The 14,581-nt window shown below is 60.2% G+C and carries 14 protein-coding genes; 8 read left to right on the plus strand and 6 right to left on the minus strand.

Going from position 1 to position 14,581, the window contains the following annotated elements:
• Positions 1-236: 236 nt before the first annotated feature.
• From ACFSKT_RS21235 to ACFSKT_RS21255, 5 genes are read left to right on the plus strand one after another with little or no spacing between them, the layout of a single operon-like run.
• Positions 237-1,109: an ATP-binding cassette domain-containing protein gene (locus tag ACFSKT_RS21235; protein ID WP_377718220.1), complete on the plus strand. Its 873-nt coding sequence runs from the start codon at positions 237-239 to the stop codon at positions 1,107-1,109.
• Positions 1,106-3,355, plus strand: coding sequence for a hypothetical protein (locus tag ACFSKT_RS21240; protein WP_377718219.1), 2,250 nt, complete (start codon positions 1,106-1,108; stop codon positions 3,353-3,355). Before ACFSKT_RS21235 ends, ACFSKT_RS21240 begins: the two co-directional genes overlap by 4 nt.
• Before the next feature lie 9 nt (positions 3,356-3,364).
• Positions 3,365-3,958 carry an RNA polymerase sigma factor gene (locus ACFSKT_RS21245; protein WP_377718218.1) on the plus strand — a complete coding sequence of 198 codons (594 nt, stop codon included), beginning with the start codon at positions 3,365-3,367 and terminating at the stop codon, positions 3,956-3,958.
• A complete protein-coding gene (locus ACFSKT_RS21250; protein WP_377718217.1) occupies positions 3,936-4,751 on the plus strand; it encodes a hypothetical protein in 816 nt (271 codons plus the stop codon). Before ACFSKT_RS21245 ends, ACFSKT_RS21250 begins: the two co-directional genes overlap by 23 nt.
• A gap of 31 nt (positions 4,752-4,782) precedes the next feature.
• Complete coding sequence (locus ACFSKT_RS21255; protein ID WP_377718216.1) at positions 4,783-5,652, plus strand: ATP-binding cassette domain-containing protein; 870 nt, start codon at positions 4,783-4,785, stop codon at positions 5,650-5,652.
• Here the strand turns inward: ACFSKT_RS21255 and ACFSKT_RS21260 are convergent.
• Complete coding sequence (locus ACFSKT_RS21260; protein WP_377718215.1) at positions 5,649-6,998, minus strand: vWA domain-containing protein; 1,350 nt, start codon at positions 6,996-6,998, stop codon at positions 5,649-5,651. The two genes, ACFSKT_RS21255 and ACFSKT_RS21260, sit on opposite strands and share 4 nt — an antisense overlap.
• Positions 6,999-7,172: 174 nt before the next feature.
• Between ACFSKT_RS21260 and ACFSKT_RS21265 the strand changes: the two genes are divergently transcribed.
• Positions 7,173-7,475: a hypothetical protein gene (locus tag ACFSKT_RS21265; protein ID WP_377718214.1), complete on the plus strand. Its 303-nt coding sequence runs from the start codon at positions 7,173-7,175 to the stop codon at positions 7,473-7,475.
• A gap of 174 nt (positions 7,476-7,649) precedes the next feature.
• Here the strand turns inward: ACFSKT_RS21265 and ACFSKT_RS21270 are convergent, their stop codons facing one another.
• Entirely contained in the window at positions 7,650-8,168 is a 519-nt protein-coding gene (locus tag ACFSKT_RS21270; RefSeq protein ID WP_377718213.1) for a copper amine oxidase N-terminal domain-containing protein, read from the minus strand.
• Positions 8,169-8,469: 301 nt separating this feature from the next.
• A complete protein-coding gene (locus tag ACFSKT_RS21275) occupies positions 8,470-9,204 on the minus strand; it encodes an AAA family ATPase (RefSeq protein WP_377718212.1) in 735 nt (244 codons plus the stop codon).
• Between the two features lie 190 nt (positions 9,205-9,394).
• On the opposite strand from ACFSKT_RS21275, the gene ssuD reads away from it, so the two are divergent.
• Both ssuD and ACFSKT_RS21285 read left to right on the plus strand, forming a co-directional pair.
• Positions 9,395-10,537: an FMNH2-dependent alkanesulfonate monooxygenase gene (gene ssuD / locus ACFSKT_RS21280; RefSeq protein ID WP_377718211.1), complete on the plus strand. Its 1,143-nt coding sequence runs from the start codon at positions 9,395-9,397 to the stop codon at positions 10,535-10,537.
• 146 nt (positions 10,538-10,683) lie between these two features.
• Complete coding sequence (locus ACFSKT_RS21285; RefSeq protein WP_377718210.1) at positions 10,684-11,775, plus strand: taurine ABC transporter substrate-binding protein; 1,092 nt, start codon at positions 10,684-10,686, stop codon at positions 11,773-11,775.
• Between the two features lie 57 nt (positions 11,776-11,832).
• Here the strand turns inward: ACFSKT_RS21285 and ACFSKT_RS21290 are convergent, their stop codons facing one another.
• The 3 genes from ACFSKT_RS21290 to ACFSKT_RS21300 form a co-directional block, all read right to left on the minus strand.
• Positions 11,833-12,576: a FadR/GntR family transcriptional regulator gene (locus ACFSKT_RS21290; protein ID WP_377718209.1), complete on the minus strand. Its 744-nt coding sequence runs from the start codon at positions 12,574-12,576 to the stop codon at positions 11,833-11,835.
• Between the two features lie 102 nt (positions 12,577-12,678).
• Positions 12,679-13,641 (minus strand): aldolase catalytic domain-containing protein, encoded by a 963-nt coding sequence (locus ACFSKT_RS21295; RefSeq protein WP_377718208.1) that lies wholly within the window; start codon positions 13,639-13,641, stop codon positions 12,679-12,681.
• A gap of 272 nt (positions 13,642-13,913) precedes the next feature.
• Positions 13,914-14,462, minus strand: a complete 549-nt coding sequence (locus ACFSKT_RS21300; protein ID WP_377718207.1) for a GNAT family N-acetyltransferase — start codon at positions 14,460-14,462, stop codon at positions 13,914-13,916.
• Positions 14,463-14,581: the final 119 nt, after the last annotated feature.

Genomic DNA, 14,581 nt, shown 5'->3' on the forward strand with positions numbered 1-14,581 from the left:
TGCGATTATGTATGAATATACTTCCGCCGTTCCTGACCGATCGTCCAAGGACCTAGGCGATCCTTCTCGAAAGCGCATGATCCGATTCCGGACGATTTCGTGTAAAATAGACGGAAGAAACATGGTTCTTCTTTCTAGTTTGTACTATAAACATTGATCTTGTCCAGCATCTTTCAAGCACTTCCTCAAACTTTTCGCCCCCGGCGCTCGTTTAGGAAGGAGGAGGAATCGCAAGCATGCTTACCGCCGACCAATTAGGCAAAAAATACAAACAAATTTGGGCCTTGGAGCCCTTGACCTTTCAGTTAGAACGCGGAATTTACGGTTTGCTCGGTCCCAACGGGGCTGGCAAATCAACCCTCATGCGCCTGCTCGCCGGACTGCTCGCGCCGACGACCGGCGATGCCTCGCTGCACGGCGTCACCGTTCGTGACGTGGCAAGGTCCAGAATAAGGATCGGCTACGTCCCCCAGACGTTCCGGCTTTATCCGCAGTTGACCGCCCGGGAGTGGCTGCTGCACGCCGCCAAGCTGAAGAACGCGGGCACCCGCTTGGAGCAGCAATCTCAAGTGAAAGCGCTAATTGCCGCGGTCCGTCTCGAAGACAAAGCCGATCAGCCGGTCGGCTCCTTCTCCAGCGGCATGATCAAGCGGCTCGGCATCGCACAAGCGCTCGTCGGCAAGCCGGAAGCCGTTATCGTCGACGAACCGACGGCGGGCCTTGACCCGGAGGAGCGGCTGCGGCTGCGCAACGTGCTGGCCGAGCTGGCGCCGAACGCCACCGTGCTGCTGTCGACGCACGTACTGAGCGATATCGAGGCCGTATGCGGTCAAGTGCTCGTATTGCGAAGCGGCAAGCTTTTATACAACGGGCGGCTAGGCGGTCTCGCCGGTTACGCCGAAGGCAAGCTTTGGCAGTGGGAAGCCTCCGAGCGCGAATGGCGGGCGATGGCGCAAGAGCGGCTGCTGACCGCTCGCCGCACGGCGGACGGCATTCTTTGCCGCACGATCTCGGAGTATCCTCCGACTCCGTATGCCCATGCCGCCGCGCCGACGATGCAAGAAGGGTATTTGGCGCTCATCACCGGAAGCAGAGGCGCGGGATCGTGATGCGGACGCTTTGGCTGCAAACGGGATTCGAGCTGAAGCTGATCGCCAGGCTGCGATGGACCCTCCTGCTGCCGCCCGCGGCCGGGCTATGGATGCTATTTCAATGCGCGGATATCGGACTTCCGGCCTCGATGGACGTCAACTTGTACGCCGCCGATGCTCACGCCACGCTGATGACGTTCCTGACGGCGCTCCCCATGTTCCTCGGCGTGCTGCTGATCCGGAGGGACGCGCTGAATCCATCCTATGAGTGGAGCTTGACCTTGCCGGTGACGAACCGCGTCATGATCGCGGCCAAATGGATTGCCGGCATGCTGTACAGCAGCGCATTTACCGTCTGCATACTCGCCGTCTATGTTGGCGTCGCGGTCCATCATAAATTAAGTTGGCGGTCCATCTGGAGCGAAATCGCCCATTACGCGCCGCTTTACGAAACGTCCTTCGCGGCTGGGGTAGCGGTCGGGATCGTCGTCGGCGCCTTGTTCCCGCTGCGGTTCGCGCTTCCTGTCGCCTTCTGCGGCTGGATATTCGGTTCGATTTTCGTGCCCATCTATTTAATCGAAGTGTTTAATTGGCATCCGATGCGACTGTTCAGCTTGAATCATTTGATCGGGGATCTGGGGGCGTCTGCGAGCGAGGCCTGGGCCTATCGGTTGTCCGGCTTGGAGTATCCGCTGACGTACGCATTCGCCGGGACGGTCACCGTGCTGCTCCTGGCGGCGGCTTGCTCCCTGCTAGCCCGCACTCGTCCGGTAGTCAGGCCGGTTGCGCCGATCGCGCTTATGGGCGCCGCTTTGATCGCCGCCTCCGCGGTGTACGTCCCTTATGCTGAGGTATGGCAGCAGCGATACGCGCAATGGCGGCAGCTTATGCCGTCCGTTCCGGATGCGGATGCGGCACAAATTCGGCCGCACGAGCCCTATGCCTTCGAAGTGGCGAGCCTCGACGTGCGGCTCTCGCGCGGCGAGGACGATTCCTTAACCGCGAGAGCGGAGATCGTCTTGCCGACCCGAGCGGGACAACTGCTTCCCGCTCATGAAGGGGTCGATACCGTAACCGATCGCACCGAAGGACGCGTGACCTTCCTGCTCTATCCAAAATTCAACGTACGCGGACTAACGGTGGACGGTGAGACGGTTCCCTGGACGCAGGAGCAGGATCGCATCTCGTTCGATCAGGATGCGCTCGATCCGGCCGCGTCTTCGCACAAGGTGGTCTGGGAATATGCCGCCGCTTCCCCGCTGAACGAATGGGCGCAGGACGGCTCGGGGCAGTACCATCTTCTGTTCGCGCACGGAGGGAGCTCATTCCTCCCGGCTTATCTGGGCTGGTATCCCATCCCCGGCGGGGACAGCTTGATGTATCGTCTAGGCGATCAGATCGTGCCTCGCGCCGACGTGACGGACGGACTGCGCGCGGATTTTCGCCTGCGGCTGGAAGGTTTCGCCGGCCGGCTCGTCTCCACGCTGCCCCCGGCGGACGATGACCGTCCAGACGCGCGCAGCTTCGCCGGGACGGACGCCGCTCTTCCCACCATAGCAGGCGGCTCGTTCACGACGGTGAAGGTGGCAGACGAGCCCGCCTTCATGCTGACGACGCCGGGCAATGTGGAGGAGGCGCGGATTTTCTTGGAAAATCTGCGCGAGCGCCGGGCATTCTATGAACAGTGGACGGGCATGCGGCTGGAGCGCATCCGCCAAATCGTGTATTTCCCGTTCATTGGCACGTTTGACCGCAGCTACGGGTTGACAAGCGTCTTTCCAATCGGGGACACGTTGTTTATCGGCGAGCTGCGGCATAGCAATCTCGATGCGTACCGGATGGAGCAAACGCTCAGCTTCCTGCTGTTCGGGGACACGGTCTACAGCTCGTCCCCGGTGAACGAATGGGAAGACCAGAACCGCAGCATGCTGAGCACGTATTCGATCGTGCAGGAAATCAGGCGAATGATCGCATTGTACATCCCGATGAAGGAACGCGTCATCGCGCAAGAGGAGGATGTCTATATGCTCTCGCCGATCGGCGAAAAAATGAAGCAAATGATCGATACCGCCTATGAAGAAGGCAAAGCGGACGTGGCCAAACGGGTGCTGCGGCGATTTTGGAACGAGGGACTTACGATCGAAGACCATACTTCCGCGCGTTTCGCAAGCCCGCTTGCGATCGAAGCGGCGGAGCCGTACCGCTACCCGCGTATTACGTGGGAACAATGGCTACAAGCCTGGTATGAGGAGAAAGGCAGGTGAGCAATTCCGATGACAGATGAAGAATTATTGCAGCGGATGGCCGATGGCGACCAAGCGAGCTTCGAAGCGCTCGTCCACCGCTATCACGCCCCGCTCTCGGGCTTCCTCCAGCGGCAGCTCAAAGACAGCGGCAAAGCCGAGGATTTCGTCCAGGAGACGTTCCTCCGCCTGATCAAGCAGCTGCAGGACCGGAAGCCGCCGGACAACGTGCAGGCGTGGCTGTACCGGGTGGCGCTGAATTTATGCCGGGATTATTGGAAAAGCGCCCACTTCCGCTACGTGCAAACCTCGTTCGCCGAGCCGCCGGAGCAGCATGATCTGGGTCCGGCCGTCGCGCTGATCGCGGAACGGCAGGAGACCCGCAGAGAAATCAAGGAATCGCTCGATTCCTTGCCCGAAGTGCAAAAGGAAATCATCACGCTTCGATTTTTTCAGGATTTGAAATTGCAAGACATCGCCGACATCGTCAGCTTGCCGCTCGGTTCGGTCAAAACTCATCTATACAACGGCTTGCGCAAGTTAAAATCGCGCCTGCATCCCGAAATCGCGGCGGATGCGGGCCATCAAGGAGGCGGACGGAATGAGCGTGCCAAACGACAATGAACTGAATCAGCTAGAAGATGAAATGCGCGAACCGCTCTCCCGGCTGCTCGCGAGCCCGGTTTCGTCGCAGGACACGATCCGTCTCATTCGCAATCTCCAACCGGCGTTCAACGAGCTGCGGCAGACCTCCGAAGCCGAGCGTTACACGCTTCAATCGGCGCCGCTGCGCCCGCTATCGCTGTACCGGCTGATCCGCTCGCAGCTCTCTTCGTACTCCCGGATGTACTGGCTGGCCAGCTTGATGGTGTTCGCGATGCTGCTGTTAATATTGCCGACGGACCAGAACGTCTCGTTCCATTCGGTAGGCAACACCTTCACCTTTATATTACCCGCGCTGCTGCTCGCTTCGCTTGCGTACAGCTTCCGCACCTGGAACAAGGAGCTGCGGATGATCGAGTCGATCACGCCGTTCCCGCCCGCGCTGCTCCTCATCGTCCGTACGATGATCGTCATCAGCCTGAATCTGCTGTTCGGCATCGCCGGTTCGTTCTACATGAACATGAAGGTGGAGACGTTCCCGATGCTGCCGTTCATGCTGCATTGGCTGTCGGTGCTGCTGTTCCTGAGCGGTCTCACCGCTTATCTGATCATGTCGCGCGGGATGAAGACCGCCTATGCCGTCGCGCTGCTGCTCTGGTTCGCTTGGAACGGCCTGATGCAGCGGATCGTGCCGGTGTGGGACTTCGCCTCGAACGAGTATTTGACCCATATCCAGACCGGCGCGCTGCTGGCGGGCCTGCTCCTGCTCGCGCTTGCCTACCGCAGAAGCTTCGGCACGCGCCTGCTTCCGTAACGACGACGAACAAGGGAGAGAAACAAGCATCATGCTGGAAATGCATCAGGTCGTGTACCGCCGCCAGGCATCGTCGTTCGAGCTGTCCGTGCCGCGGCTAACGCTCAAGCCGGGGATCACGCTGCTCGTCGGGCCGAACGGCGCGGGCAAATCATCCCTGCTGCAGCTGCTGGCGACCGCCCGCTTCCCCGACAGCGGCATCATTCGCTACGATGGCTTGGGGGTGGAACGGGATCTGGCCGCCATCCGCGCGCGCATCGGATTCGTGCCGTCGGGCGTTGAGCTGTACGAGCAAATGACCGTCACCAAGCTGCTCCGTTATTTCGCGGAGCTGAAAGGAGGCTTGGCCGCCGGCGAACTGGAGTGGCTGATCGAGTCGTTCCATCTCGGGGACTACCGCGCCCACAAAATCAAAACGCTTGCGCAGGGCGTCCGACAGCGGGTCGCCCTGGCGCAAGCGTGGATCGCCTCGCCGTCTTTTCTATTCCTGGATGAACCCTTGAACGCGCTGGATACGCTCGAGCGGCTGCACTTCACCCGGTTCGTGGCCGCCCATTCGCGAAGCCGCACGATCGTCGTATCCACGCACGAGATGAACGAATGGGAAGCATGGGCGGACCACGTGCTGTGGTTCGAAGAAGGCCTCCCTTGCTTCTACGGCACGGCGGAAGAGTGGACGGAAGGCTTACCCGCTTCCGTCTGGACCGGAACTGTCGTCCAGGGCGCCCACCGCCGGTTCGATCCCGCACAGCTGCTCCACATCCGGCCCGAGGACGGCTATGACGAGCTCCGTCTTCTCGGCAGCCGCTGTCCTGGGGCAGGCTTCGAACCTGCGCTGACGACGCTCGAGGACGCGTATTTCATTCGATGCCGCTACCGAGCCGGCATAGCCGGACGTTAATTCGCCTGGACGTACCGGTTGATGACGTCGACGAGCAAATCATTGAGCGGCCGAACCTCGTATTCGCCGACAGTCGGGTCTAAGTGTTCGTTCCCGACGCCGCTGTGGTCGGTCAAGAACAGATACGTCCCGCCTGTCGCCACGGACATGAACCGCATGAGATACTCGGTATTTTTGTCCGCGCCGCTCGACACGACGGGGATGATCCGAATGCCCTGCGCCGCCGCATCCTGCGTCAAGCGCTTCATCTTCCGAATAACGGGATCATCGTGGTGCGGCGGGGCGTCCAGCACGAGAAACAGCAATCTGGCGCGAGCGTCCGTGCTCCATTCGTGCTCGTGCACCGCGTCCTGAAGCGCTTGATCGACGGCCTCCGGGAAATTCCCCCCGCCATAAGCTTCCTGCTCGCCGATTTGCTTCACCGCCGTATCGATATCGGGCGTGAACGGGAATGGCCGGACGACGTAATCGTCGCCTTTGTCCCGATAGAAATTCGTGCTGACCCGGATATCGAGCTGTTGGCCGTTATCTTGGCCTACCCGCTTCACGACGTCCTTCAGCTCGGTCTGCAAGTAAGCCAATTCGTCGTCCATGGAACCGGTCGTGTCGACGACGAACATGAGATCCAGATCGTCCGGCGCCTGCTTCGCTTCGCCTAGATCTACCTGCAGCGCTTCGCCGCGCGGAATCGATACGTTCTCGAATTGCTTCCGTCCGCCGTCCGACTCGACCTCGACCGAATATTTGCCCTGGCCGCTCTGCTCGTCAAGCAGCCCCGCGTAAGCGAAGGCCCGACCCGACGCATCGGTGCGCGCTTCCCAGACGTATTGACCGTCTTCGTCCACGACGCGGACGATCGCGTCCGCAACGGGCCGGCCGCCGCCGGTGACGCGAACATCCAGCATATCGAACCGGTAAAATTCCCAGTAATCGCGCAGCTGCTGCACTTCCGGCCTGGCGTTCAGCTGCTGCCAATCCTGCCATTCGCTCAGATCATTCCACTCGCCCGCCGTCAGCAAGCCGGCTTGCGGATCAGGCTGCTGCCCGTTCGGCTTCTTAGTCGGCGATGCCTTGTCTTCCGCTTTCGACGGCTTCGGTTCGCTAGCGGCTTCGTCGCCGCCATCGGAAGGCGCGGACGAATCGCTGCCCTTGTCGGCCGTCGCGCCACTGTCCGTCTCCGCTTCGCCGACCGCCGTATTGCCCGCAGCCGCATCGTTGCCGCTGTCGTTCGACGAGCAGCCGCTCGCCAGCAGCGCAGCCGCCAAGAGCAGCGCAAGCGGCCGCATGCCTTTGATAAGCTTGCGGCCGCCGCCTTGTTCCTTCATTCTCGTTCGTGTCTTCTTCATCTCCATGCCCCCTTGTATGGATTGAACACGCTGCGGAACGCGCATGCACATGCTATTTGTTCTGGATATGCGCCTCCACAACTTCCAAACGCATCCAGACGGATAAAGGTTGCATCCCGAATGCCCGGGAAGTACAATCGGAAGAAGACTTTGACGTAAGGGGACAGACGCGTTATGGAAACTTATCAATTGGCCGAACTGAGCATTATGCGCGGCGAAGAGACGACGAAGCTGTTGTTCGCGAAAGCCCAGCTTTATGTCGTTACCGATACCGGCTACCGCCTCTGGTACATCGAGATCGATGGCATGTCCCAGACAGCGCTGCTGCACGACTTCGAGGAAAGCGCGGACCTGCGCGTCGAATTGACCGGCGCCACGGCCGGCGGACGCGCGCTTGCGGGCACGGGCTTTTTGCATCCGAACACGGCTCATCATGCGGCCAACATTCGAGGGGACGGCGAGCTGCCGGGCTTCTAAACGAGCGGTTAACGGTCTCGACATCCGAGGGGTTACTCGCTGCCGAGTGACGACCGCCCGCCGAATCCCCCCAATAAAAAGGGATGCCGTCGTCAAATGGCTTTGACGATCCGGCATCCCTTTCTTGACCTATAGGAACGTATGAGTTTCACCTCGTGTTCACGCGATCACCCATTACATGATCGTTTTGCTCAAATAAATATTGCCGGCGCCGTAAAAGTTGACGTTCCAGCCGAACAGCTGGCCGAGCGCGCGGATCGGCACGATCGTGCGTCCGTCTTTCTCGCCTATGTATGCGCCAAGTTCAACCTCCGCGCCGTTGAGCCAAATGAGGGAATCTCCGATTTTGAAGGTCGCGGTGAAGTCGCTGGTCTTCAAGGTCGCGTTCTCGCCCGAAGCATCCCAAGTCAGCTCGGCGCCGATCGCTTCGGCGAAATGCTTCAGCGAGACGTAGGACGTTTGGTTCACGATATCCGGTGCCGTGTCCATCGTCATCGTCGTGCCGTTCACTTCGAATTGGCTGCTGTCGAGCCGGAATTTGATGCTCATGTTTTGAACCGCCGGAACCGTCGTCTCCGTGGATACGACCGTATCCGTCGTGGTGACCGCTTCCTCCGCGGCCGCGGCCATTGTTGGTACCGCCAGTGCCGATGCCACCAGCATCATGCCGACTTTCGCGCGAAAACCCTTCATCATCATCTCTCCCTTTTTTGAGTTCGTCTTTGTTTGAATCACGTGCTTGACACTTAGGATATACACGGCTCCAAATCCGTTTGAAACGGACAAGATCCCCTCAAAAAAATAAACTTTTCGCCGCCGTTTGAAGGCCGATTATGCCGATTCATGCTGCCCTAAGGCGGGTAAATATAGGCCATTTGTCACACGTAAGACCTACCGCCGCTTCCTGAACATAAAAAATAACCCCGCTGCGCGCAGCGGGATTGTCTCCGGCGCGAAGCCGGGGATCGCGAAATCGGACTTGGCCGACAAGCTGCTATTCGAAGAGCATGCGCAAATATCGCTCCCGGTGATTAAGGAAGTCCCGCGTCAGCATGTACTGCTCCGTCTCCTCGTAGGCGATCTCCTCGATTCGTCCTTCTTGGAAATGATAGATGACCGCGCCCGGGTAAGCCATGAGGATCGGCGAATGCGTCGCGATAATAAACTGCGCTTGGCTCGATTGTTCCATGTCGTGAATGATGCGCAGGAAGGCCAGCTGGTTTTGCGGCGAGAGCGCCGACTCGGGCTCGTCGAGCAGGTACAGGCCTTTTTTCAACAGCCGATTCTCGAAGAACGTCAGGAAAGCCTGGCCGTGCGAGCGTTGGTGAAGCGAAATGCCGCCGTAGGGCGCGTAGGCCGAGCTGCCGACGTCCCGTGCCAGCTCGTCGATGTAGCTCGCGAATGTATCGAACGTCTCCGCCCGAAAATATAAGCCGTGGTTCACCTTGGGCAGCCACTGCAGCTTCATGATCGACGTGAGCGACACATCGTCCATCTGATTGCGCACGACTGTATCTTTGCCGCCCACGATATTGAACCCGCACAGATCGCCGATCGCTTCGAGCAAAGTCGATTTGCCCGAGCCGTTGTCGCCGGTGAAGAACGTGACGTTCTCGCGAAACGCCAGCTCGTCCAACTGCCGCAGCGCGGGAATATTGTAAGGGAACCGTCCGCGGTCCTCGGGCGCTAGCTCTTCCCATCGCAGCGTCAGCCGTTTCAAAAATGGCATGGGCGAAGTCCCCTCCTCTCTTTCGTCATTTTGATTGACAACATTTTCAGCTGCTGCTACATTATTCATAGTATTCCGGTTGGAATTAAATAAACGATAACCGCGCAGTTGACCAGACCAGCTGGAAACTCCCGCATCCCCTTTTTTTGGGCGTGCCGGGAGTTTTTTATTTTACGAGAGGATGAGAAGCATGGAGCTCTTTTGGTTTATCCCGACTTACGGAGACGGACGTTACTTGGGCACGACGAACGGAGCGAGGGCGATCACGCCCGTCTACCTTCGCCAAATCGCGCAGGCCGTCGACGACTTAGGCTACGACGGCGTGCTGCTCCCGACCGGGCGTTCCTGCGAGGACGCGTGGGTCATCGCTTCCTCGCTTATCCCCGCGACCCAGAAGCTGAAATTCCTCGTCGCGCTGCGCCCGGGACTCATGTCGCCGACGCTTGCGGCCCGCATGGCGGCCACCTTCGACCGGACATCCGGCGGACGCCTCCTGCTGAACGTCGTCGCGGGCGGCGATCCCGAGGAACTGGAAGCCGACGGACTATTCCTCAGCCACGACGACCGGTATAGCCTGACCGACGAGTTCCTGACGGTTTGGCGCCGCTTGCTCGCCGAAGAGGAGCCGCTCGATTATGAGGGCGCCCATCTGAAGGTGAACGGCGCCAAAGTGCTGTTCCCGCCGCAGCAGCAGCCGCATCCCCCGCTTTACTTTGGCGGCTCGTCCCCCGCCGCGATCGACGTCGCCGCCAAACACGCAGACGTCTATCTGACATGGGGCGAGCCCCCCGCCGACGTCGAGCGGAAGATCGCGCAGGTTAGAGCCGCCTATGCGGCGCAAGGGAGAACCGTCCGCTTCGGCATCCGCCTTCACGTCATCGTGCGCGAACGCGAAGAGGAGGCATGGGAAGCGGCTGAAGCTCTGATTCGCTACGTCGACGACGATACGATCGTCAAAGCCCAGCAGGTCTATTCCCGCATGGATTCGGTCGGCCAGCGTCGCATGGCGTCGCTGCACAAGGGAGATCGCGACAAGCTCGTGGTCGCGCCCAACCTGTGGGCGGGCATCGGTCTCGTACGAGGCGGCGCTGGCACCGCGCTCGTCGGCAATCCCGAACAGGTATCCGCCAGGATGCGGGAGTACGCGGCGCTTGGAATCGAGACGTTCATCCTCTCCGGTTACCCGCATCTGGAAGAAGCGTACCGCGCGGCCGAGCTGCTGTTCCCGCTCCTGCCGCTTAACCGCTCCGGCGCGGAGCGGGACGTGATCGGCAAGCAGGGCGAAATGATCGCTTACGATCACCGTCCTGGGCAGCCGGCTAGCCGTGCATGAAGCGCGGAGAAGCCAACAACTTGACTAGCGGGCGGCCGTACGACGCCCGGCGCGTCATCGGTTTCATCGAACCGCGACCTCCGACACGTTATCGGAGCGATACGTTTATTTTACCAAATAACTTTACTAAAGGGGTTACGCACGCCATGTCTAGATTTAACCGCAAACTCAATGTCCGCGCCTTGGCGCTTCCGCTTCTGGCCTCCGCGCTCCTGCTCGCCGGATGCGGCTCGAACGGAGGCAACTCGAATCCTGCTGGAGAGACGAAAGAAACGATCGCTTCGGCGGACGTACAATCGGAAGCGAAACAGCCCGAGGAAGTGAGAATCGGCTTCCAGGTCATCCCGAACGCCGAGCTCCTCGCCAAAGCGACCGGCGCGGTGGAGAAGAAATTCCCGAACACGAAAATTACGTGGATTCCGTTCGAATCCGGCCGCGACGTGAACACCGCGATCGCCGCCAAAGGCATCGACCTCGGCTTGGCCGGCTCCGTTCCCGTCGCCGTGGCGGTCGCCAACAAGCTTGATCTTCAGGTCTACTTCCTGCACGACATTATCGGCGAAGCCGAATCGCTGGCCGTCCGCGGAGACAGCGGGATCGCGTCGCTCAAGGATGCCGTCGGACGAACTATCGCCGTGCCGTTCGGCTCGACGAGCCACTTCAGCTTGTTATCCGGCCTTCAGGCAGCTGGCGTTGCCGAGAAGGACGTCACGATTCTCGACATGCAGCCGCCCGACATTCTTGCCGCTTGGCAGCGCGGCGACATCGACGGCGCGTTCGTGTGGAATCCGGTGTTAGGCAAAATCAAGGCGGACGGGGGCAAAGTCGTCGTCACCGCGAAAGAGCTTGCCGAGCAAGGCATCGTGACCTCCGACGTGGGCATCGTCCGCAAGACGTTCGCCGACGAGTATCCGGAGTTCCTGAAGCAATACGTCGCCGTACTGGACGAGACGATTCAATTTTACCGCGACAAGCCCGAAGAGGCCGCCAAAGCGCTCGCGCCGCTGCTCGGCCAGAACGAGCAGGACAGCCTCGATCAGATGAACCAGCTCGTGTGGCTCAAATCCGAGGAACAGCGCGAGCCCAAATATTTGGGCGCAAGCGGAGCCGAAAGCGACTTCGCGAAGACGCTCAAAGCGACCGGCGATTTTCTGGCCGCGCAGAAGACGATTACGACCGCGCCCGACCTTGCGTTCTACCAGCAAGCGATTCGTACCGACGCCATAGGCGGACAGTAGGCGCGAAGCAACCGATCCCAAGGCAGAAGGAAACACGGGAAGCCCCGTACGGCATATTCATGCGCCGTCGGGGCTTTGTCCATGATCCAGCTGTTCGAAATGCTTGCGCAGCGCGCCTTCCACGTGCGCGAGATGGGCTCGCATGCGCGCTTCCGCCTCAGCGGCGTCCTGCCGCTCGACCGCCGCGAATATCGCCTCGTGCTCTTCGAGCAAACGCTGGGCCACCTGCTCGTTCCCGTAGAGTTGAATGCGCCGGGCCTCCTTGATCGCCGCCTCCAACTGCGAGGCGATCGTCTCGAGCAGCCGGACGAGAATCGTGTTGTGCGCCGCCTCGGCAAGCAGCCGATGGAACGCCAGATCGCTCGTCTCGCCGAACGACTCGTCGCCCAGACGATCCCGCATGCTCTTCAGCAGCTCCCGGAAGGCGGCCATATCCGCCTCCGTCCGCCGCCGGCTGGCAAGCGACGCGTTCGAGACTTCCAGCGCGATCCGCGCCTCCAACAGCTCGAATATCGCTTCGCGGCTCAGCAAGCGGGTGTCGAAATCCGGCATCCGTACATCGCCCGCTTCCACCGAGCGGACGAAGCAGCCGTCGCCATGCCGGATCTCGATCAGCCCCATCGCCTTGAGCGCGCTAAGCGCCTCCCGCATCGTGGAGCGCCCCACCGAGAATTGCTCGGACAACTCCTTCGTCGAAGGGAGCCGTTCGCCGCTCTTCCAGCCGCCGTCCAAAATATGCGCCTTCAGCTGCTCCGCGATTTCCTCGTAGATTTTGCGCGGCGTTATTTTCTGAAAACTCATCGTCAACTACCGCCCTTCCCGCAAAAAAAGCCGGCCGGGCCGCCGCTCGCGCCCGCAAGCGCTGCGGCAGACATCCGGTCGGCCTTCGTAATTCGCAATCCTTTATTTGCCGTGCGACACTTCCGGCGTCGTCAGCTTGTCGTAGAAATCCACGCTCTTGTCCTTGTTCGCGGAGTCGCGAAGCGCCATCGCCGAACGCGGATGCTCGTCGAGCATGCCCGTGATCATGTACGGGATGATATAGCCCCACTCTTCCTTCTCGCGGAGCGGAATCATGTACTTCTCGATCATGTCCAGCACCGGGCGAAGCTTGTACTTCGTGTTCTTCAGATTCGCCACGAGCAGCTCCGTCGGGCAGTTGCCCGCCGCGCGGCCCATGCCGTATACGGACGCGTCGAGCAGCTCGACGCCTTTCTCCGCGGAGATCAGCGTGTTGGCGAACGCCAGCTGCATATTGTTGTGCGTGTGCACGCCCAGACGTTTGTTCGGCAAATATTTGCGGAACTTGTCCACCAGGTGGTTAAAGTCGTTCGGGCTCAGCGAACCGTACGAATCGACGATGTAGACGACATCGACGACGCTGTTGTTGATCTGCTCGAACGCCTCAAGCAGCTGGTGCTCCATGACGTTGGAGAGCGCCATGATGTTGATCGTCGTCTCGTAGCCGCGATCGTGGAACAGCTGCACGAGCTCGAGCGCCTTGTCCACGTCCTGGATATAGCAGGCGACGCGGATGAGGTCTAGCATGCTTTGCTCGCGCGGCAAAATATCGTTCTCGTCCACGCGGCCGATATCGACGAGCGCGGAGAGCTTCGTGTTCAGCTTCTGCGGAATGACGGTGCGGAGGAAATCATCGTCCAGGAAGCGCCAAGGGCCGGCACTGTCCGCGCCTTTCAACAGCTTGGGCGAATTCTTGTATCCGATCTCCATATAGTCGACGCCGGCCTCGTTCAGGCAGTTGTATAAGTGCTGGACGAACTCGACGCTGAAATCCCAGTTGTTGACGAGTCCGCCGTCGCGGATCGTACAGTCGACGATTTTGGCATGGCTGTTTTTCGAAATCATGGCAACTGATGCTCCTTCTGCTAGGCAATTGTCTTTTCTATCCATCATACTTGAATGGGGACGCGAACGCAAAACAATAATTGCCGGATTCGCTTCTCAAATTAGTCGGTTTAGTGAATAGACGCGCCAAAGCGTCGAATCCGCAAAGAGAGACGCTCGTTACACGCGAAAAAGAGAGGCTTCTCGGCCCCTCCTTTCACCCCGGGACGCAGCTCGGAGCCAGACGCGGGACGCGCCGATCGTATCGCGGCATCCCGCTCCCCGCTGCGCGTTTACCGCGAAGCCGTCGGCTTCTCATACAAATTAAAGCCGTTCGTCGCCCCTCGGAACGCATAGCCGAGTCCGCTGTAAAAGCGGTTCAGCGCCTCGTTGCTGGCGATGCAGTCGAGCCTGACGAGCGTCTTGCCTCCGAATTGGATGCCGCTCTCCGCCCAGCGCATCATCGCCTCGCCGAGCCTGCGCCCGGCGAATCGGCGGTTAATCGCCAACCGGTGCAAATAAAATGCCGACTCGCCGTTCTCCGCCAGCTCGCCCCACAGGTCGCGATCCCATGGGCTCGGCTGCTGCATGAGAATAAACACGCCCGCCAGCTCGCCGTCCTCGGCCGCGAAGACGAACGTTTCGCCGCGCCGGATGGCGGCTGGCGTGTCGTGGCTGTCCTCGCCGCGCAGCAGCGCGCTCCATTGCGTGGAGCCGGTGCTCTGCAGCCACTTAGCCGTGCCGAGCAGAAGCGCAAGCACCGCCTCCGTATCCTCCGGCGTCGCCTGCCGGGCGACAATGCCTTCCTGCACATTGGACTGATGAATGATAAAAGAGTTCATGTATGAGTGTTCCTCCGCTCTTCAGAATGAGCAAATTGTAGCATGCGCCGCGCGGGAGCGGCAAATGAACGGGAGGCGAGTCGTGCTTGTTCCTCTCCTATTGCCAAAAGCCATTCTCA

The sequence above is a fragment of the Paenibacillus xanthanilyticus genome (assembly GCF_042682185.1).
Lineage (GTDB): Bacteria > Bacillota > Bacilli > Paenibacillales > Paenibacillaceae > Paenibacillus_Z > Paenibacillus_Z xanthanilyticus.

What these genes read in the sequence shown, in the direction of transcription:
- ACFSKT_RS21290 (WP_377718209.1), bottom strand. Translation starts at nt 12,576, where the DNA reads ATGAGTTTTCAGAAAATAACGCCGCGCAAAATCTACGAGGAAATCGCG.
- ACFSKT_RS21295 (WP_377718208.1), bottom strand. Translation starts at nt 13,641, where the DNA reads ATGATTTCGAAAAACAGCCATGCCAAAATCGTCGACTGTACGATCCGC.
- ACFSKT_RS21300 (WP_377718207.1), bottom strand. Translation starts at nt 14,462, where the DNA reads ATGAACTCTTTTATCATTCATCAGTCCAATGTGCAGGAAGGCATTGTC.
- ACFSKT_RS21275 (WP_377718212.1), bottom strand. Translation starts at nt 9,204, where the DNA reads ATGCCATTTTTGAAACGGCTGACGCTGCGATGGGAAGAGCTAGCGCCC.
- ACFSKT_RS21245 (WP_377718218.1), top strand. Translation starts at nt 3,365, where the DNA reads ATGACAGATGAAGAATTATTGCAGCGGATGGCCGATGGCGACCAAGCG.
- ssuD (WP_377718211.1), top strand. Translation starts at nt 9,395, where the DNA reads ATGGAGCTCTTTTGGTTTATCCCGACTTACGGAGACGGACGTTACTTG.
- ACFSKT_RS21235 (WP_377718220.1), top strand. Translation starts at nt 237, where the DNA reads ATGCTTACCGCCGACCAATTAGGCAAAAAATACAAACAAATTTGGGCC.
- ACFSKT_RS21265 (WP_377718214.1), top strand. Translation starts at nt 7,173, where the DNA reads ATGGAAACTTATCAATTGGCCGAACTGAGCATTATGCGCGGCGAAGAG.
- ACFSKT_RS21255 (WP_377718216.1), top strand. Translation starts at nt 4,783, where the DNA reads ATGCTGGAAATGCATCAGGTCGTGTACCGCCGCCAGGCATCGTCGTTC.
- ACFSKT_RS21270 (WP_377718213.1), bottom strand. Translation starts at nt 8,168, where the DNA reads ATGAAGGGTTTTCGCGCGAAAGTCGGCATGATGCTGGTGGCATCGGCA.
- ACFSKT_RS21250 (WP_377718217.1), top strand. Translation starts at nt 3,936, where the DNA reads ATGAGCGTGCCAAACGACAATGAACTGAATCAGCTAGAAGATGAAATG.
- ACFSKT_RS21285 (WP_377718210.1), top strand. Translation starts at nt 10,684, where the DNA reads ATGTCTAGATTTAACCGCAAACTCAATGTCCGCGCCTTGGCGCTTCCG.
- ACFSKT_RS21260 (WP_377718215.1), bottom strand. Translation starts at nt 6,998, where the DNA reads ATGAAGAAGACACGAACGAGAATGAAGGAACAAGGCGGCGGCCGCAAG.